At 73.9% G+C, this 18,305-nt stretch carries 19 protein-coding genes and 1 pseudogene; 9 read left to right on the top strand and 11 right to left on the bottom strand.

Annotated elements, in window-relative coordinates; translation table 11 throughout:
- Positions 1-67 precede the first annotated feature (67 nt).
- Positions 68-535: an Lrp/AsnC family transcriptional regulator gene (locus ACZ6PY_RS20850; protein ID WP_466074525.1), complete on the bottom strand. Its 468-nt coding sequence runs from the start codon at positions 533-535 to the stop codon at positions 68-70.
- Between the two features lie 93 nt (positions 536-628).
- Here ACZ6PY_RS20850 and ACZ6PY_RS20845 point away from each other — a divergent pair, with 93 nt between their 5' ends.
- Entirely contained in the window at positions 629-1,480 is an 852-nt protein-coding gene (locus ACZ6PY_RS20845; RefSeq protein ID WP_466074523.1) for an LLM class flavin-dependent oxidoreductase, read from the top strand.
- Complete coding sequence (locus ACZ6PY_RS20840) at positions 1,477-1,902, top strand: nucleoside deaminase (protein WP_466074521.1); 426 nt, start codon at positions 1,477-1,479, stop codon at positions 1,900-1,902. Before ACZ6PY_RS20845 ends, ACZ6PY_RS20840 begins: the two co-directional genes overlap by 4 nt.
- A gap of 29 nt (positions 1,903-1,931) precedes the next feature.
- Here ACZ6PY_RS20840 and ACZ6PY_RS20835 read toward each other — a convergent pair whose 3' ends face one another.
- Complete coding sequence (locus ACZ6PY_RS20835) at positions 1,932-2,591, bottom strand: HNH endonuclease family protein (RefSeq protein ID WP_466074519.1); 660 nt, start codon at positions 2,589-2,591, stop codon at positions 1,932-1,934.
- A gap of 218 nt (positions 2,592-2,809) precedes the next feature.
- Here ACZ6PY_RS20835 and ACZ6PY_RS20830 point away from each other — a divergent pair, with 218 nt between their 5' ends.
- Entirely contained in the window at positions 2,810-4,639 is a 1,830-nt protein-coding gene (locus ACZ6PY_RS20830; RefSeq protein WP_466074517.1) for a glycoside hydrolase family 15 protein, read from the top strand.
- Between the two features lie 200 nt (positions 4,640-4,839).
- Positions 4,840-5,019 carry a hypothetical protein gene (locus ACZ6PY_RS20825; RefSeq protein ID WP_466074515.1) on the top strand — a complete coding sequence of 60 codons (180 nt, stop codon included), beginning with the start codon at positions 4,840-4,842 and terminating at the stop codon, positions 5,017-5,019.
- Between the two features lie 116 nt (positions 5,020-5,135).
- On the opposite strand, the gene ACZ6PY_RS20820 is transcribed toward ACZ6PY_RS20825, so the two are convergent.
- The 3 genes from ACZ6PY_RS20820 to ACZ6PY_RS20810 all read right to left on the bottom strand — a co-directional run bounded on the left by ACZ6PY_RS20820 (position 5,136) and on the right by ACZ6PY_RS20810 (position 7,039).
- Complete coding sequence (locus tag ACZ6PY_RS20820; RefSeq protein WP_466074513.1) at positions 5,136-6,368, bottom strand: RNA polymerase sigma factor; 1,233 nt, start codon at positions 6,366-6,368, stop codon at positions 5,136-5,138.
- 3 nt (positions 6,369-6,371) lie between these two features.
- Positions 6,372-6,773, bottom strand: a complete 402-nt coding sequence (locus tag ACZ6PY_RS20815) for a YciI family protein (protein WP_466074511.1) — start codon at positions 6,771-6,773, stop codon at positions 6,372-6,374.
- 89 nt (positions 6,774-6,862) lie between these two features.
- Positions 6,863-7,039 carry a hypothetical protein gene (locus tag ACZ6PY_RS20810; protein ID WP_466074509.1) on the bottom strand — a complete coding sequence of 59 codons (177 nt, stop codon included), beginning with the start codon at positions 7,037-7,039 and terminating at the stop codon, positions 6,863-6,865.
- Between the two features lie 51 nt (positions 7,040-7,090).
- On the opposite strand from ACZ6PY_RS20810, the gene ACZ6PY_RS20805 reads away from it, so the two are divergent.
- The 3 genes and pseudogenes from ACZ6PY_RS20805 (at position 7,091) to ACZ6PY_RS20795 (ending at position 8,973) form a co-directional block, all read left to right on the top strand.
- Positions 7,091-7,303: a hypothetical protein gene (locus tag ACZ6PY_RS20805; protein ID WP_466074507.1), complete on the top strand. Its 213-nt coding sequence runs from the start codon at positions 7,091-7,093 to the stop codon at positions 7,301-7,303.
- A gap of 152 nt (positions 7,304-7,455) precedes the next feature.
- Positions 7,456-8,211, top strand: a pseudogene (locus tag ACZ6PY_RS20800) (neutral zinc metallopeptidase); the annotation flags it as partial.
- A gap of 114 nt (positions 8,212-8,325) precedes the next feature.
- Positions 8,326-8,973: an HAD family hydrolase gene (locus ACZ6PY_RS20795; RefSeq protein ID WP_466074505.1), complete on the top strand. Its 648-nt coding sequence runs from the start codon at positions 8,326-8,328 to the stop codon at positions 8,971-8,973.
- A gap of 9 nt (positions 8,974-8,982) precedes the next feature.
- Here ACZ6PY_RS20795 and ACZ6PY_RS20790 read toward each other — a convergent pair whose 3' ends face one another.
- From ACZ6PY_RS20790 to ACZ6PY_RS20765, 6 genes are all read right to left on the bottom strand, one after another.
- Positions 8,983-9,357 (bottom strand): carboxymuconolactone decarboxylase family protein, encoded by a 375-nt coding sequence (locus ACZ6PY_RS20790; protein WP_466074503.1) that lies wholly within the window; start codon positions 9,355-9,357, stop codon positions 8,983-8,985.
- A 102-nt stretch (positions 9,358-9,459) separates the two neighbouring features.
- The gene (locus ACZ6PY_RS20785; RefSeq protein ID WP_466074501.1) at positions 9,460-12,009 is read right to left on the bottom strand and encodes an ABC transporter permease; all 2,550 of its coding nucleotides are present in this window, start codon (positions 12,007-12,009) and stop codon (positions 9,460-9,462) included.
- Positions 12,009-12,776: an ABC transporter ATP-binding protein gene (locus ACZ6PY_RS20780; RefSeq protein ID WP_313721485.1), complete on the bottom strand. Its 768-nt coding sequence runs from the start codon at positions 12,774-12,776 to the stop codon at positions 12,009-12,011. The genes ACZ6PY_RS20785 and ACZ6PY_RS20780 overlap by 1 nt, the downstream gene beginning before the upstream one ends.
- Before the next feature lie 257 nt (positions 12,777-13,033).
- Positions 13,034-13,717 carry a response regulator gene (locus tag ACZ6PY_RS20775; protein WP_154226162.1) on the bottom strand — a complete coding sequence of 228 codons (684 nt, stop codon included), beginning with the start codon at positions 13,715-13,717 and terminating at the stop codon, positions 13,034-13,036.
- A 28-nt stretch (positions 13,718-13,745) separates the two neighbouring features.
- A complete protein-coding gene (locus ACZ6PY_RS20770) occupies positions 13,746-14,939 on the bottom strand; it encodes a sensor histidine kinase (RefSeq protein WP_466074499.1) in 1,194 nt (397 codons plus the stop codon).
- A 76-nt stretch (positions 14,940-15,015) separates the two neighbouring features.
- A complete protein-coding gene (locus tag ACZ6PY_RS20765; protein ID WP_466074497.1) occupies positions 15,016-15,927 on the bottom strand; it encodes a RecB family exonuclease in 912 nt (303 codons plus the stop codon).
- A 225-nt stretch (positions 15,928-16,152) separates the two neighbouring features.
- Between ACZ6PY_RS20765 and ACZ6PY_RS20760 the strand changes: the two genes are divergently transcribed.
- Both ACZ6PY_RS20760 and ACZ6PY_RS20755 read left to right on the top strand, forming a co-directional pair.
- Positions 16,153-17,211, top strand: a complete 1,059-nt coding sequence (locus ACZ6PY_RS20760) for a M50 family metallopeptidase (protein ID WP_466074689.1) — start codon at positions 16,153-16,155, stop codon at positions 17,209-17,211.
- Positions 17,208-18,164, top strand: a complete 957-nt coding sequence (locus ACZ6PY_RS20755) for a tRNA (adenine-N1)-methyltransferase (protein WP_466074495.1) — start codon at positions 17,208-17,210, stop codon at positions 18,162-18,164. The genes ACZ6PY_RS20760 and ACZ6PY_RS20755 overlap by 4 nt, the downstream gene beginning before the upstream one ends.
- The last annotated feature ends 141 nt before the right edge of the window (positions 18,165-18,305 follow it).

Here is an 18,305-nt window from a genome sequence, read left to right as displayed (position 1 = left end):
GATCGGGGCAGGGCCGAGCGTCGGGCCCCGATCTGAGCGACCGCCTGGAGGATCGGCATCCTCAAGATCATGCCGTGTGCGGGCCGGGCGGTGTCGGGCGCGGCCCGCGATAGGGCAGGGTGGTGCTGTAGACCACGTTGGTGGTGGTGCTGCCGAACCCGGCGAGTTCGTTGACGACCTGTTCGAGGTGCGCCATCGATGTCGCGGCCACCTTCAGCACGTAGCAGTCGTCTCCGGTGGTGCGCAGGCACTCCAGAATCTCCGGCCGTCGCTCCAGCAGCCTGTGCAGCGGCTCGTGCCGGCTGCCGGGGTACTTGAGCCGAACCACCGCGAGCACGGGGAAGCCCGCCTTGGGCAGGTCGATCTCGGCGCGGTATCCGGTGATCACACCGGCCGCCTCGAGCCTTCGCACGCGTTCGGTGGTGGCCGATGCGCTCAGTTTGACCCGGCGGCCGAGCTCGGTGATGGGCAGGCGACCATCGCCCTGCATCTCGATGAGGATGGACCAATCGACGGAGTCAAGATCCTCGGCCATCCGGCCATTCTACCGGTGGATCCACGGCGAACAGCGGGAAGGGCCGGGAACATGATGTTCCCGCCCGGGCCACTCGCGACTAGCGTTGGACCCGTGCAGATTGGTGTGAACGTGCCGAACTTCGGCCCGGGTACCGACCCCGATGTGCTGCGGCGGTGGGCGCAGACGGTCGAGGGCCTCGGGTTCGACCTGCTGATGGTCTCCGATCACATCGCGGTGACCCCGGACGTGGCCGAGCAGTATCCGGCGCCGTTCTACGAGCCGTTCACGACACTGTCCTGGCTGGCCGGCGTAACCGGCCGGATCCGGCTGGGCACCACGGTCCTCATTCTCCCGTACCGGCACCCGCTGCTGACCGCCCGGATGGCGGCGAACCTCAACCGGCTCAGCGGCGGCCGGTTCGTCCTCGGCGTCGGCGTCGGCTGGGCCAGGCAGGAGTTCGAGGCGCTCGGCGTGCCGTTCCGGCGGCGCGGCGCGCTGACCGACGAATATCTGCGCGCCCTGCGCGACGCCTGGAGCAACACCGGCGACTACGACACCGCGGCGATCCCGATCTGGGTCGGCGGCAACAGCGACGCCGGCATCCGTCGCGCGGTGCTGCTCGGTGACGCGTGGCACCCGCTGCGGGTGACGACCGGATGGCTGGCGGAGGCAGCCGAGCGGCTGAAGGCCACCGCCGATGAACTCGGCCGCCCGGTGCCCGCGTTGATGCCTCGTATCAAACTCCGGGAGACCCGGGAAGCGGTCACCGTCTCGGACCGGCTTGCCGGTGTCGGCACCCTCGACCAGATCACCGCGGACCTGGACCGGATTCGTCTGCTTGGCGCGCAGACGGTGGTGCTCGACCCGTTCAACGGCGATCCGACCGAGATCCGCCAGCCCGAGCGCGCCTGGCAGACCCTTGCGGCCGTGGCCGCGTACCACAGATCCCAGGAGGACCGATGACTCCCGACGACGAGAAGTTCCTTCGCCGTGCCGTGGAACTCGCCAGCACGGCCGGGGCATCCGGCGAACGGCCGTTCGGCTCGTTGCTGGTCGGAGCGGACGGCGCCGTCCTGGTCGAGGACCACAACACGGTGGTCTCCGACTCCGACATCACCGCCCACCCGGAACTGAAACTGGCCCGCTGGGCCGCTCGGGAACTCGCCCCTGACCAGGCCGCCACCACCACGATGTTCACCAGTTGCCAGCCCTGCCCGATGTGCGCGACCGCGATCGCCCGCTCCGGCCTCGGCCGGGTGGTGTACGCCCTGTCCGCGGATCAGTTCGAGAAGGTCAAGCCGGCCACCCCGCCGTTGCCCCCGGTGCGCTACGAGGGGCCGGCGCTGTTCGACGAGGCGCGCCAGCCGATCGACAACTACTACTAGCACGCGCCGCCGCGCCGGCAACCCGGGCGTCAGTACGCGTAGGTGACCGAGATCGTGGCGGCGGGGCAGGTGTTCGCCCAACTGGTCAGGGCGCTCTTCTCGGCGCTGTCCACGGTGAGCCGCCACCGCACCTTCACCGCCACCCACTCGCCGATGTAGCGGCAGCGGGCGGAGGCGTACGACGGCAGCCAGGTGGCGGGGTCCTGGTCGCCCTTGGCCTGGTTGACGTTGTCGGTGACCGCGGCCAGCGCGCGGGAGTCGCCCAGGTCGTTCGCGTACGCCTGGCGGCGGCTGGTGGTCCAGTTGCGGGCGCCGGAGTCCCAGGCCTCGGCGAGCGGCACCATGTGGTCGATGTCGAGGTCGCCGGTGAGCGTCCAGTAGGCGTTGTCGTCGTAGGAGTACCAGCGGCCGCCGGAGAGGGTGCAGGTGCCGGTGACCGTGGGTCTGGTGGTGGCTTCGGCCAGGAGGACCTCGTTGCGGGTGGTGCAGCCGTCGCCGTCGGCGTCGATCCAGTGTGGAAAGAGGTCGCGGCTGTAGCCGGTGCGGACCTCGGTGGCGACGGGCAGTCCGGCGACCGTGGTGGTCAGGGAGGCGGAGTAGCCGGCGGCCGGGGCGGGCTGGGTGGGGCCGAGGGTGGCGGCCAGGATCGCGGCGAGGCTGACGGCCGTGGCGCGCAGGGTGCGGTTCATGGGACTCCATCCGGGTGGAATTGGCATGTGCTGGCACCCATATAGACAGAGCTGGAAGTAATGGTCTAGATCAAGTTCTGTGAACACTGGATGACGACGAACGGGACGGACACCGCCGCGGGTGCGGAACCGGGCGGCGGCCCGCGACGGCTCAGGTGTGTGCCGGCGGGGCAGGGGTAGACGCCGGGGGCAGCGACGAGACCAGACGGGAGGTCCCGGTGGAGTCGTACCCGGCGGTGGAGGACCACGGTCTGATCGGTGACCTGCAGACGGCGGCGCTCATCACGAAGGACGGCACGCTGGACTGGTTCTGCGCCCCCCGGTTCGACTCGCCGAGCATCTTCGGTGGCCTGCTCGACCGGCGTCGGGGCGGCTACTTCCAGGTCTCGCCGGACGGCGTCGACTACACCAGCAAACAGCTCTACCTGCCGGGGACCGCGATCCTCATCACCCGCTTCCTCAGCGCGGACGGGGTCGGCGAACTGGTGGACTTCATGCCGGTGGCGGGCGACCGGGCCACCGACCACCACCGGCTGGTCCGCATGCTGCGGGTGGTGCGCGGCACCATGCGCTTTCGGGTGGACTGCCGTCCCCGGTTCAACTACGGGCGGGACCCGCACGAGCAGGAGGCGCACCGGGACGGCACGATCTTCCGCAGTCCCGGACTCTCCCTGACCCTGAACACGGTCCGCTACGCCGACCGGCTCCTCGAAACGGACGAGCGCCGGCGGAGCGAGGACGGCGTCTGCGTCGTCGCCACCCTGCACGAGGGCGAGGTCGGCGGCGTGATCCTGGAGACCGACGCACCCGAGCCGCCGCGTCTCTACTCCCCCCAGGAGGCGCGTGACCTGCTCGAACAGACCCGCGACTTCTGGCGGCGCTGGCTCAGCCGCTCGCGCTACAAGGGACGTTGGCGGGAGATGGTGGAGCGGTCCGCCATGACGCTCAAGCTCATGACGTACGCGCCGACCGGCGCGCTGATCGCCGCACCCACCGCGGGGCTGCCCGAGCGGGTGGGCGGCGATCGCAACTGGGACTACCGCTACACCTGGATCCGGGACGCCTCCTTCTCGGTGCACGCCCTGCTGAGCCTGGGCTTCACCGACGAGGCCTGGCAGTACGAGCACTGGGTCGAGGACCGGATCCGCGACGCCGAGGCCGGCGGCGTGCCGCTGCAGGTCATGTACCGGGTCGACGGCTCACCGGACATCACCGAGGAGGTGCTGGGCCACCTCGAGGGCTACCGGGGCTCCGCGCCGGTGCGGATCGGCAACGGCGCGGCGACGCAACTGCAACTCGACATCTACGGCGAGGTGCTCAACTCCCTGCACCTCGCCAACGACCACGGCCTGAAGGGCTCCCACGACGGGTGGCAGCACCTCGCCCGGACGATGGACTGGCTCTGCGCGCACTGGGACCAGCCCGACGACGGGATCTGGGAGACGCGGGCCGGTCGCCAGGACTTCACCTACGGGCGCCTGATGTCGTGGGTGGCGCTCGACCGGGCCGTCCGGCTTGCCCACCGGCACGGGCGCCCCGGCGACGTCGGCCGGTGGGCGGCGACCCGCAACCGCGTCTACGAGCAGATCATGGCCCGCGGCTACCACCCGGGGCGACGCGCCTTCGTCCAGCACTACGGCACCGACGTGCTCGACGCGTCGCTGCTCGCCATGCCCTCGCTCGGCTTCGTCGCGCCGACCGATCCGATGTGGCAGTCGACGCTGCGGGCCATCGACGCCGACCTCGTCTCCGACAGCCTCGTCTACCGGTACGACCCGGCCGCCACCGCGGACGGCCTCTCCGGCGGGGAGAGCACCTTCACCATGTGCACCTTCTGGTACGTGCAGGCCCTGGCGGAGTCCGGCCGGCTCGACGACGCGCAGTTGACCTTCGAGAAGATGCTCACCTACAGCAGCCAGCTCGGCCTCTACTCCGAGGAGATCGCCCCGACCGGGGAGCAGGCCGGCAACTTCCCGCAGGCGTTCAGCCACCTGTCCCTCATCAGCACCGCGTCGAACCTCGACCGGCTCCTCGACGCCCGCGGATGACCGCCGGGCGCGGGAAACCCGCTGTGCGGCCCGGTCCGGCCCGCTACGGTGACCGGAGTACGGGTTACCGGCCCGGCCCGGGCGGGTAAGCGCCCGCGACCCGCAGCGCGTGCCGCGGTCACCGTCCACGGCGGGGCAGCCCCAGAGATGCGGCTGTGACGTCCGAGGACGAGCATGGGGGTACGACGAAAGGGGCGGAGATGACCGACGACATCGCTTCGGAGGTTCCGCCGGACCCGGCCCCCGTGCTGAGCGCGCCGGCGGGTCCACCGCAGGTCGGGCCGCCGAGCAGCCTGGACCTGTGGGCCCGGGCGCAGACGCTGCACCGCTGCTTCGGTGACGACGACGGCGAACCCCACATCATGCGCGGCCTGGACTGAGGCCACGCCACATCGCAGGCGCCCCGGGCGGGGCGCCGCATCGGCGTGTCCGGCACCCGCCCCGGGCGCGAGGCCGGGACAGTGGACGGACGCCGGTGGGGGCCGGGTCCGCCCGGTCAACCCAGCCGGGCGGCGCGGGCGTGCAGGTAGCGCTGCTGAGCCAGGTTCATCGACCGGCGGGCCGCCGCCAGGTACGCCGTCCGGGCCGCCTCCGGCTCCCCGGCCAGCTTCAGCAGGTGCGCCCGGGCCGCGTGGCGGCGGTGGTCCTCGGCGACCCGGCGGTCGCTCCCCAGCGCGTCGAGCAGCGCCAAGCCGGCGCGCGGACCGCGCGCCATGGCCACCGCCACCGCGTGGTTCAGCCGGACCACCGGGTTGTCGTGCAGGGTCAGCAGCATCTCGTAGAGCGCGACGATCTGCGGCCAGTCCGTCGCCTCGACGCCGGGCGCCTCGTCGTGCAGCGCGGCGATCGCCGCCTGGAGCTGGTACGGCCCCACCGCGCCCCGGGGCAGCGTGGCGGCGACCAGCGCCGTCCCCTCGGCGATCCGGTCGGCCTTCCAGCGCCGCCGGTCCTGCTCGGCCATCGGCACGAGCGTCCCGTCCGGGCCGGTCCGCGCCGGGGTACGCGCGTCGGTGAGCAGCATCAACGCCAGCAGCCCGGCCACCTCCGCGTCGTCGGTGAGCCCGTGCAGCAACCGGGCCAGCCGGATCGCCTCGCCGCACAGGTCGGGCCGGTGCAGCCGCTCTCCGGCGGTGCTCGCGTACCCCTCGTTGAAGATCAGGTAGAGCACGTGCAGCACGGCGTCGAGCCGGGCGGCCCGGTCCGGGCCGGCGGGCGGGGCGAACGGCAGGCCGCTGTCGCGGATGCGCTGCTTGGCCCGGGTGATCCGCCGGGTCATGGTCGCCTCCGGCACCAGGAACGCCCGGGCGACCTCGGCGGTGCTCAACCCGCCGACCGCCCGCAGGGTCAGCGCGATCTGCCCGGCCGGCGGCAGCGACGGATGGCAGCAGAGAAACAGCAGGACCAGGCTGTCGTCGGCGTCGTCCGGCACGCGGTCCGCGGGCGGCGCCACCCAGCGGTCCGCCGGCGCCTCCCGGGCCACGCCGTCCTCCCGGCGGCGCCGGGCCTGCTCGGCCCGGAGCAGGTCGGTCAGCCGGCGGGACGCCACGGTGATCAGCCACGCCTTCGGGTCGTCCGGCAGCCCGCCGGCGGGCCAGCGGGTGGCGGCGGCGAGCAGTGCCTCCTGGGTGGCGTCCTCGGCGGTGTCGAAGTGCCCGTACCGGCGGACGAGCGCGCCGAGGACCTGCGGCGCCAGGGCACGCAGCAGGTCCTCGACGCGCGCGGTGGGCACCGGTCAGCCCTGGAGTTCCTCGATGCCGTCGAGGACGGGCCGCACGTCGACGTACTCGCCCTCGGCGTCCGGGTTGACGAACCGGGCGGCGATCTCGGTGGCCCGGTCGAAGCCGTCGCACTCGACGACCGTGTAACCGGCCAGCACCTCCTGCGTCTCGGCGTACGGGCCGTCCGTGACCACGGGCGCGCCGCCGCGCAGCCGGACCCGCCGGGCGTGCACCGGCGCGGACAGGCCCTGCGCGTCGACGAGTTCCCCGGTCTCGGTCAGGTCCCTGTGGACGGCCTCCATGTGGGCGTGCATCGCGGCGAGCTGCTCCGGACTCATCGGTGGCTGGTCGCCGGGCCGCCCGGCCATCACGTCGTAGTCCCGCTGGCTGCCGTACAGCATGATCAGGTATTTCATCGTGTCTCCTCTCGGCCGGCGCCCCGCGGCGCCGGTCACCCGGGACGTCGGAGCCGCGAGGCCGCCCCGGACACCAGCCCGGAGGCGGATCAGTCGACCCGACCCGAGGCGAGCAGCGCGGCGGTGGGCAGCGCCAGGCTGCCGTCGGCCCGCCCCGCGACCCGGCCGCCGGGGCGGACCACCCGGCGCAGCTCGGCCACCCCGGCGGCGGCGCCGCGGCCCGCCCACCGGGACCGTTCGTGCGCGTCGAAATCGGTGCCGACCACCGCCGCAGCGTAGCGGTGACCGGGCGTGCGGCGGGGCCCTACAGTGGCCGCATGACGACGATCCTCGTGACGCTGGCGGCGCTGGCCGCGGTCGTGGCCGTGATGGTCGGGTTCGTCTCCTGGCGGGACCGGCGGCGGCGCGCCACCGAGGAGGACCCGGCGGCGGTGCGGGCGGCCAGGGGGGAGCGGCACCGGCGGGCGGCCGAGCGGGAGCACGCGCAGCACGACGGCTGGAACAACGGCGGCCACGGCTTCACCGGCTGACGCCGCGGGGCAGCACCGGCACCCGGCGGCGGTCCGGTGGCCGCCGTTCACCACCCCCGACTGAACGAAGGCCGGCGCGCGCACGTGATCCCGGGTGGCATCAACGGCGCACGGTCGGGGTACTGCGCTGACACAGCGGATCAGCCGGGGAGGCATCGGTGGGGGAGAACGCGGGACGCCGGCGGCCGGGATCACTCGCCGGACTGCTGGTCGCCGTGGTCGTGGCGGCCGGCTGCATGGGCGGCGGGCTGGACCAGGGCGAGCCGGAGCAGCCCCGCCCGCGGCCGAGCGGCCAGCCGGCCTCCGCCGGCGCGGACGCGACCCGGGCCGACGGCACGACCAGCGTCGCGGAGTTCAAACAGGACTTCTCCGACGCGGTCGGCATCGCCCAGCGCTACTGGACGGCGCAGTTCCGGGCCTCCGGCAAGCAGTTCCAGCCGATCCGGCGGGTCGTGCCGTACACCCGGTCCGGTGAGGTGTCCTGCGGGGGCGAGGGGCTGCCGCGCAACAACGCCGTCTACTGCTCGGCCGGCGACTTCATCGCCTACGACGTGAACTGGTCGGTGGGGGCATTCCGGCAGGTCGGTGACGCCTTCCTGTTCTACCTGCTCGGCCACGAGTACGCCCACGGCGTCCAGGTCCGCCTCGGCATCCGCTACAACTTCACCATCCAGCAGGAGCTGCAGGCCGACTGCATGGCCGGGGCGTACATCGGTGACAACGTGCGCTCGGGGACGCTGACCCTGGCCGAGGGCGACCTGGACGAGTTCCGGGAGGGACTGCTGGCGGTCGGCGACGACCCGGACCAGCCCTGGTTCGCCGAGGGCTCGCACGGCACCGCCGAACAGCGCAGCGAATCGTTCTTCCGCGGCTACGAGAACTCCCTGGACGCCTGCGACCTCGGCTGATGCCGCAGCTCACTGCCGCGGGGGACGGTGACCGGCCGGCGGGGCGCGGCTGAGAGGATCGGCGGAGACCCGCACCCGAGGAGGCCCCCGCTGAGCAGCACCCATCCCGCCGCCGTGCTCTTCGACATGGACGGCACCCTGGTCGACAGCGAGAAGCTGTGGGACGTCGCGTTGCAGGAGCTCGCCGCGGTCTACGGGGGCACCCTCTCCGAGGCCGCCCGCAGGGCGATCATCGGCACCAGCATGGCCGTGTCCATGCGGATCGTGCACGACGACCTGGGCCAGCCGGAGCGGGACCCGCAGGCCAGCGCCGACTGGATCAACGCCCGGATCCTGGAGCTGTTCCGCGACGGGCTGCGCTGGCGGCCCGGGGCGCTGGCCCTGCTGCGCGCGGTCCGCGCCGCGGGCATCCCCACCGCCCTGGTCACCTCCAGCACCCGGCCGCTGGTCGAGGTCGCCCTCGACACCCTGGGCCGGGACAGCTTCGACGCGGTGGTCTGCGGCGACGAGGTCGAGGCCGCCAAGCCGCACCCGGAGCCGTACCTGACCGCGGCGCGGCTGCTCGGTGTGCCGATCGAGCGGTGCGTGGCGATCGAGGACTCGCCGACCGGGGTGGCCAGCGCCCTGGCGGCCGGGGCCGCCGTGCTGGCCGTACCCGCCGAGGTGCCGCTGCCGCCGGCCGACGGCGTACACCAGTTGGCGAGCCTGACCGCCGCGGACCTGGAGCTGCTCTCGGCCCTGCTCGGCGAACGCCCCGCCTGAGCCGGTCGGTCAGTCGCCCTCGCCGAACACCGCCACGGCGATCTGGTAGCTGTCGAACGCGCGCGCGGCGCCGGCGTAGGCGGCCAGGTGGATGAACACCTCGACGATCTCCTCGCGGGTCACCCCGGAGTGCAGGGCGATCCGCAGCTGGCCGCGCAGCGGCTCGTGGGTGCCCAGCGCCGCGGCGACCGCCACCGACACCAGGCAGCGGGCGCGCAGGTCCAGGCCCTCGCGCGGCCACACGTCGCCGAAGGTGTGCTGGGTGGCCAGCCGGCGGAAGTCCGCGCCGACGGCCGGCTCGCCGGGGCCGAGCGGCAGGGTGAGCGGCCGGCCGAGCAGCCCCTCGGCGTTCTCCAGCGCCCGCGCGTAGGCGTCCTCCGGCACACCCCTCACCCCCTGGCCCCGAGTCTGGCAGCGGGCGGGGAGCCGGCGGGGACGGAAACGGCCCCCGCCACCCTTCGGTGGCGGGGGCCGTCGTGCGCCGGATCAGTCGTGCGCGATGGCGCCCAGCACGTTGATCCGCGCGGCGCGGATCGCGGGCAGCACCGCGGCCACCACCCCGATGATCGCCGCGAGGACCAGGAAGGTCGCCATCTGGCCCCAGGGCAGGACCAGGTCGGTGATGCCCTCGTCCTTGAGCGCCCGGACCACGGCCGCGCCGAGGCCGGTGCCGACCACGACGCCGAGCAGCGCGCCGAAGATCGAGATCACCACCGCCTCCACGGTGATCATCCGCATGGTCTGCGCCCGGCGCAGGCCGATCGCCCGCAGCAGGCCCAGCTCCCGGGTGCGCTCCAGCACCGACAGGGCCAGGGTGTTGATGATGCCCAGCACCGCGATCACGATGGCCAGCGCCAGCAGGATCTGGATCATCCGCAGCGGCGTGTCCAGTTGGCTGGTCTGCTGCTTGATGAACGCGGCCCGGTCCGCCACCGACACCTCGGGGCTGTCGGCGAGCAGCCGCTCGACCTGCGGCTGCACCGCGGCGACCGAGGTGCCCGGAGCGAGCTGCAGGAAGCCCTGGATCGGCTGCGGGATGGCGAAGTCGGTGGCCGCCTGCGGCGGCAGCACCACCGGGTTGGTCAGCTGGGAGCTCTCGTAGATGCCGCTGACCGTGTAGGTGCGGGCCTCGCCCCGGGACAGCTGGACGTTCACCGTCGAACCGACCGACAGGTTGCGGGACTTCGCGGTGTCCGAGCTGAGCAGCATCTGGTCCGGGTTCAGCCGGCTGATGTCACCGGCGGTCGCCTTCGCACCGAAGATCTTCTCCAGCGCGGCCACGTCGCTGGAGGCGGCCACCCAGGTCCGCTGGCCGTTCATCGTGGCCATGTCGCCGTACTCGCCGTCGACCAGCCGCACCCCCGGGATGGCGGCGGCCTTCTCCAGCACCGCCGGGTCGAAGCTCGCCGGCCGCGGGCCGGTCTGGGCGCCGGAGATCACCAGCTCCGCCTTGATGGTGTCCTCCGCCAGGGCGCCGATGCTGCCCTTGGCCGAGTCGAGGATCACCGTCACCCCGGTCACCAGCGCGATGCCGACCATCAGCGCGGCGGCCGTGATCGCCGTGCGGCGGGGGTTACGGCCGGAGTTCAGCCGGCCCAGCTTGCCCGGCACCGACCAGGCGAAGATCGTGCCCAGCAGGGCGACGACCGGCCGGCTGATCAGCGGGGTCAGCAGGGCCACGCCGATGAACGCGAACAGCACGCCACCGAGGATGGTGGCGAGGGTGTTGTCCCCGGCGTTGCCGCTGAGCCCGAGAAGGAGCAGGCCCGCGCCGATCGCGGTGACCACCGAACCGCCGACGGTCACCTTGGTCAGCGGCCGGTCCGGCGTGGCGACGTCCTGCATGGCGGCGATCGGCGGGATGCGCGAGGCGCGCAGCGCGGGCAGCAGGGCCGCCACCACCGTGATCACCGTGCCGACCGCGAAGGCGCCGATGACCGCCGCGGGCGGCACGCCCAGACCGGCCAGGGTCAGCCCGCCGGCGAGCTTGCCGAACAGGTACGCCAGCAGCGCGCCGACCCCGATGCCGGCCGCGAGCCCGAGCACCGAGGCGATCAGGCCGACCGCCACGGCCTCCAGCACCACCGAACCGATGATCTGCCGCCCGCTCGCGCCGATGGCCCGCATGAGCGCCAGCTCGCGGGTGCGCTGGGCCACGATGATCGAGAAGGTGTTGAGGATCAGGAAGGTGCCGACCAGCAGCGCCACCGCGGCGAAGCCGAGGAGGATCTTGTTGAAGAAGGACAGGCCCTCCTTCAGCCCGGCGGACGCGTCGTCGGCGAGCTGCTTGCCGGTCTTCACCTCGTAGTCCGCGCCGAGGGCGCGGGACACCTCGTCGCGCAGCGCCTCCGGCGTGGTGCCGTCGGCGGCCCGCGCGGTCACGTTGGAGAACACGCCCGGCTTGCCGAGCATCAGCTGCTGGGCGACCGGGGTGGTGAACGCCACCTCGTTGACCCCGCCGACCGAGTCCCGGCCGCCGCTGTAGCCGAAGACGCCGACGAGGGTGAACTCCTTCTTCGGCGCCAGGGTCAGCACGCCGACCCGGTCGCCGACCTTGACCTTGGCCGCCTCGGCGAGCGCGACGTTGACCACGATCTCGTCGTCGGCCTGCGGCGCGCGCCCCTCGCGCAGCTTCACCAGGTCGCCCTCGCCGAGCCAGTTCTCGCCGAGCTGCGGCGGGCCGAACGAGGTGACCACCTTGCCGTTGCTGCCGATCAGCCGGGCCCCGTCGGCGTTGACCACGCCCTGGACGTCGGTGACGCCCGGCACCGCCTTGACCCGGTCGACGACCGACGCGGGCACCGGGGCGGCGACCTGCTCGCCCTCGACCTCGGACAGGGCGACCTTCGGCTTCGCGGCCACGTTCACGTCGACCTCGGAGAACGCGTCGGAGAAGACCGCGTCGAAGGAACGGCCGAGGGTGTCGGTGAGCACGAACGCGCCGGAGACGAACATGACGCCGAGCACGACCGCCAGGCCGGACAGCAGCAGGCGCAGCTTGCGCGCCAGCAGGCTCTTCAGAGTGGCGCGGAACATCAGCTGCCCACCTCGGCCGACGCGTCGAGCTTCTTCATGGTGTCCAGCACCGTGTCGGCGGTCGGCTCGATCAGCTCGGAGACGATCTGACCGTCGGCCAGGAAGACCACCCGGTCGGCGTACGCGGCGGCGGTCGGGTCGTGGGTGACCATGACGATGGTCTGGCCGTGCTCACGGACCGAGTTGCGCAGGAAGTTGAGCACCTCGGCGCCGGAGCGGGAGTCCAGGTTGCCGGTCGGCTCGTCGGCGAAGATCACCTCGGGGCGGGCGACCAGGGCCCGGGCGCACGCCACCCGCTGCTGCTGGCCGCCGGAGAGCTGCGCCGGGCGGTGCCCGAGCCGCTCCCGCAGGCCGACCGTGTCGATCACGGTGTCGTACCAGGCCGGGTCGGGCTTGCGCCCGGCGATCGACAGCGGCAGCAGGATGTTCTCCTGCGCGGTGAGCGTGGGCAGCAGGTTGAACTGCTGGAAGATGAAGCCCACCTTGTCGCGGCGCAGCTTCGTCAGGCCGGCGTCGCCCAGCCCGGTCACCGTGGTGTCACCGATCATGACGGTGCCCCGGGTCACCGAGTCCAGACCCGCCAGGCAATGCATCAGCGTCGACTTGCCCGAGCCGGACGGGCCCATGATCGCGGTGAACCGGCCCCGCTCGAACTCGGCGCTCACCCCCCGCAGCGCGATCACCTGCGCCTCGCCGCTGCCGTACACCTTCCACACGTCGCTGGCGCGGGCCGCGGCCTGCGCCTGCTGCCCTACCGTCGCGGTCACGTTCATCTACCTCTTCCGTCAGCCTGCTGATCCGCACCGCCCCCGCTGGTCGGTGCGCAGTGTCCATCCTCCGTGCCGCCGGGCCCGGATCCGTCCGCCCCCGGGCGGACCCGCGCCGGAATTTCCGTTGGGGTCACCCCCGACGCCGGCTCAGGGTCATCCCTGACCGGCCGGCGCCGCCGACGCTAGGACCTCACGCCACGTCATGGTCAACCCCGCCGCGCCGCCGATGGTCACGGTAGGTGACCGGTGCCACCTCACCCGCCGGGGCGGACCAGGCCGGTCTCGTACGCCAGCACCACGGCCTGGACCCGGTCCCGCAGACCGAGCTTGGTCAGCACGTGCCCGACGTGGGTCTTCACGGTGGTCTCGCTCACCGACAGCTCCCGGGCGATCTCGGCGTTGGACAACCCGCGCGCCACCTGCACGAGCACCTCCCGCTCCCGCTCGGTCAGCGCGTCCAACGCCTTCGGCGGGGTGGCCGCCGGGTCGGGCAGCACGTCGGCGAATCGGTCCAGCAACCGGCGCAGGATGCGGGGCGCCACCACCGCCTCGCCGGCCGCGACCGTCCGGATCGCGGTCACCAGGTCCTCGGCCGGCACGTCCTTGGCCAGGAAGCCGCTGGCCCCGGCACGCAGCGCGCCGACCACGTACTCGTCCAGGTCGAAGGTGGTGAGGATGAGCACCCGCACGGGCAGGCGGGCGTCCACGATCGCCCGGGTGGCCGCCACCCCGTCCATCCGCGGCATCCGGATGTCCATGAGCACCACGTCCGGCAGCAGCCGCCGGGACAGCTCCACCGCCTCCACCCCGTCGCCGGCCTCGGCCACGATGTCCAGGTCGTCCTCGGTGCCCAGCACCATCCGGAAGCCGGTACGCAGCAGCGGCTGGTCGTCGGCGAGCAGGATCCGCACCGGTCGGCCGGCGGTGCTGTCGGTCATCGGTCTCCCTCGTTCGGCCGGGTGCCGGTCACGCCGGGACCGCCCCGGCCGGCTCCAGCGGAATCCGCGCGTACACCCGGAAGCCGCCGCCGGGCCGCGGGCCGGTCCGCAGGACCCCACCGTAGAGGGCGACCCGCTCCCGCATGCCGACCAGACCGTGTCCGATCCGATCGGCCACCGGCGCCGGGCCGCGCCCGGTGTCGGTGACCTCCACCGCCAGGAAGCCCGGGGTGACGGTGAGCCGGACCAGCGCGGTGGCCCGGCCGGCGTGCTTGAGCGCGTTGGTCAGCGCCTCCTGCACGATCCGGTAGACGGTCAACGCCACCCCGTCCTCCATCGGCCCGGGCGTGCCGTCGATCCGCAGCGTGACCGGCAGCCCCGCGTCGCGGACCTGCTCGACGAGGGCCTCGATGCCGGTCAGCCCCGGCTGCGGGGTCAGCTCGGCGGCCGGTTCGGCGTCGGTGCGCAGCACGTCCAGCAGCCGGCGCAGCTCCCGCAGCGTGGCCCGGCCGGTCTCCTCGACCGTGGCCATCGCCTCGTCGGCCGCGTCCGGGTCCCGGCGCAGCACCCGGCGCGCCCCGGTGGCCAGCACGCCCATCACGCTGACGTGGTGGGCCACCACGTCGTGCAGCTCCCGAGCGATCCGGCGCCGCTCGTCGGCGACCGCCTGCTCGGTCAACGACCGCTGGGTGGCCTCGGCGATCCGGGCCCGCTCCCGGAGCATCCGGGTGGACTGCCGGCGCGCCTGCACCGCCCGGCCCACCGCGAACGCCACCGACGCGGTGAGCAGGTTGTCGAGCACCAGCACGCCGGGGCCCATGTCCAGCACCCCGTCCAGCGGCGCGACCACGTTCGCCAGCACCACCGGCACCCAGAGCAGCAGCGCGGCCAGGGCCGCCGCGCGCAGCGGCCGGTGCGCCGCCATGGTGTAGGTCAGGACGATGAAGGCCAGCCCCTGGGTGGTGGGCGCCAGCGCGAACAGCACCGGCACGGCCAGCGTGGCCACCGCCGCGCCCACCGCGGGCCAGGGGGCGACCCGGCGGATCGCCACCGGAGCGGCGCAGAGCACGCTCCAACCCAGCGCCGCCCAGAGCTGCTCGGGTCGCAGCTCCCGCGGGGTCAGCAGCAGGAACGCCGCGTCCACGAGCGCCAGCGCGACGGCCGTGGCGGCGTCCGCGGCCAGCGGCCGGTCCCGCGCCCACGCGCGCAGCCGGTTCGTCATGCCCCGACGCTAGCCGCCGCCCGGCGCGGGCCCTCGTCGCCGAAGCCGAACCCGGCCTCCTCCGCGAGGAGGATGCTCACTCGTCCGCGCCGGGCGCGGCCGGCCGGGACCGGGCGTCGGTGAGCGGGTCGGCCGGCCCGCCCACCGGGAACGGCGGCGGCGTGCCGCCGAAGCTCGGGCACAGCGCCTGGTGGCTGCACCAGTCGCAGAGCCGGCTCGGCCGGGGCCGGAAGTCCTGCCGGGCGGTGGCCTGCTCGATGGCCTGCCAGAGCGCCACCACCGTGCGCTCGAAGCGCAGCAGCTCCTCGGCGTCGGGGGAGTAGTCGCACACCTCGGCGTCCTTGAGGTAGAGCAGCCGCAGCACCCGCGGCACCACCCCCCGGGTCCGCCACAGCACCAGGGCGTAGAACTTCAGCTGGAACAGCGCCCGCGCCTCGAACGCCTCGCGCGGGGCGCCGCCGGTCTTGTAGTCGACCACCCGCAGGGCGCCGTCGGGCGCCACGTCGAGCCGGTCGAGGTAGCCCCGGATGAGCAGCTCGTCGTCGACCACCGCGGAGATCAACGCCTCCCGCTCGGCCGGCTCCAGCCGGCGCGGATCCTCCACCGCGAAGTAGCCATCCAGCAGCGCCGCCGCCGAGCGGAGGAACCCCTCCACGGCGGCCGTGTCGCCCTCGGCGAACAGCGTCGCCAGCTCCGGCTGCTCGGTGACCAGCCGGTCCCACTGCGGGGCGACCAGGTCGCCGGCCGACTCCGGGGTGCGCGCCCCCGCCGGCAGGTCGAACAGCCGCTCCAGCACGGCGTGCACGAGCGTGCCCCGGACCTGCTCCACGGTGGGTCGCTCGGGCAGCCGGTCGATGCTGCGGAACCGGTAGAGCAGCGGGCAGGTCTTGAAGTCGGCCGCCCGCGACGGCGACAGCGACGCCCGGACGGTGGCCGGTGCCCCTGCTGTCGGGCCGTGCTGCGTGTCGATCACCGGTTCCGCCGTCATGCCCGGAAGGTTAGGGCACCGGTGTGACAGGGCTGCCGTCGCCGCACCGGTGCATGATCGGCCCCGCGACGCTGTCCTTCGTTCGCGACCGCGGGGCTCGCAGAACCGGCTCACTCCTCGCGCTCACGTAGCATCGGGCCGGTGGAGCAGCGGACCCGACCGTCACGCCGGCCCGGTCTGACCCTCGGCCGGCTCTTCGGGGTGCCGCTGCGCGCCGACGCCTCGATGCTGCTGCTCAGCGCGGTCGTCACCGTGCTCTACGCCGCGCTCGCCCGCCGCCAGCTCGACCTCGGCCACCTCGGCGGCTACCTGGTCGGCCTCGGCTTCGTGGTCTCCCTGCTCGGCTCGGTGCTGCTGCACGAGCTGGGGCACGCGCTGACCGCCCGGCGCTACGGCATCGGTGTGCGGGGGATCACCCTGGAGCTGCTCGGCGGCTACACCGAGATGGACCGGGACGCCCCCAGCCCCAGGGTCGACCTGCTGGTCTCCCTCGCCGGGCCGGCCGTCTCGGCGGTGCTCGGCGCCGGGGCGGTCGCCGCCACCCTGGCCCTGCCCGCCGGCACCCTCGCCCACCAGCTCGCCTTCCAGCTCGCGGTCAGCAACGTCGTGGTCGCCGTCTTCAACAGCCTGCCCGGGCTGCCGCTGGACGGCGGCCGGGCACTGCGCGCCGCGGTCTGGGCGGTCACCCGGGACCGGCACCGGGGCACCGAGGTGGCCGGCTGGGTCGGCCGTGCCGTGGCGGTCGCCACCGTGGCCCTGGTCGTGCTGCTCACCCTGCGCCGGGCGCTCGCCCCGCTCGCCCTGCCGCTCATGCTGCTGGTCGCCGTGACGCTGTGGCGGGGCGCCGGCCAGTCGATCCGGATGGCCCGGATCGGCCGCCGCCTGCCGCTGGTCGACCTGGCCCGGCTGGCCCGCCCGCTGCTGCCGGTGCCCACCGGCACCCCGCTGGCCGAGGCGCAGCGCCGCCGCGCCGAGGGGGCCATGCCCGACGCCGCGCTCGCCGTGGTCGACTCCGCCGGCCGGCCGGTGGCGCTGGTCGACCCGGCCCGCGTCGCCGCCGTACCCCCGGAACGGCGTCCGTGGCTCGCGGTGGACGCGGTGGCCCGCGACCTGGGCCGCGTGCCCGCGCTGCCGGTCGACGCGGACGGCGAGCGGGTGCTGGAGACCGTGCGCACCCACCCGGGCGCGCAGTACGTCGTGACGGCAGGCGAAGATGTGGTCGGCGTCCTGCACATCGCGGATCTCGCCCAGCTCCTGGAACCCAAACGGAAGACGAACACGTGACCGCAGAAACCTCCACCGTCCCGGCGCTGCCCCCGGTCCACCGGGGGCCGTTCCGCCCCGGCGACCGGGTCCAGCTGACCGACCCGAAGGGCCGGATGCACACCGTGACGCTGGAGCCCGGCAAGGAGTTCCACACCCACCGGGGCATCCTCAGCCACGACACGCTGATCGGCCTCCCCGACGGCAGCGTGGTCACCACCGCCGGCGGCGGCACCGCGTTCCTGGCCCTGCGGCCGCTGCTGTCCGACTACGTGCTGTCCATGCCGCGCGGCGCCCAGGTGATCTACCCGAAGGACTCGGCGCAGATCGTCGCCATGGGCGACATCTTCCCCGGCGCGAAGGTCCTGGAGGCCGGCGCCGGCTCCGGCGCGCTGTCCTGCTCGCTGCTGCGGGCCGTCGGCACCGAGGGCGAGCTGCACTCGTTCGAGGTGCGCGACGACTTCGCCCAGATCGCCCGGCGCAACGTCGAGGCGTTCTTCAACGGCCCGCACCCCGCGTGGCGGCTGCATGTCGGCGACGTCGCCGAGTGCGCCGAGACCGGCTTCGACCGGATCATCCTGGACATGCTCACCCCCTGGGAGATGCTCGACATGGTCGAGCGAGCCCTCGTCCCCGGCGGTGTGCTGATCGGCTACGTGGCCACCACGCCGCAGCTCTCCGAGCTGGTCGAGGCGCTGCGCGAGCGGGGCGGCTGGACCGAGCCCCGCGCCTGGGAGTCCCTGGTCCGGGACTGGCACGCCGAGGGGCTCGCGGTCCGGCCCGACCACCGCATGATCGCGCACACCGCCTTCCTGGTCTCCGCGCGCAAGCTCGCCCCCGGGGTCACCGCCCCGCCGCGACGGCGCAAGCCCAGCAAGGGCGCCGAGGCGTACGCCCAGCGCCGCGACGCGCTGCGCGCCGCCGAGGCGGCCCGGCGGACGGCCGCCGAGGAGGCGGAGCCCGAGCGGGCGTGACCCCGCGGTGCGGGCGCGGATGAGCGGGCGGATCATGGGTCCCGGCGGGGACGACACCGAGCGGGTGGAGACGGTGGCATGAGCGAGCGGATCGGGGCACGCGGCGGGCGCCGCGCCCGCCCCGGCGGTCCGGACCGGCGG

The sequence above is a fragment of the Micromonospora sp. NPDC048907 genome, assembly GCF_055586885.1.
Note: the sequence above shows the minus strand (reverse complement) of the source record. Positions and strands in the feature narration are given on the sequence as shown.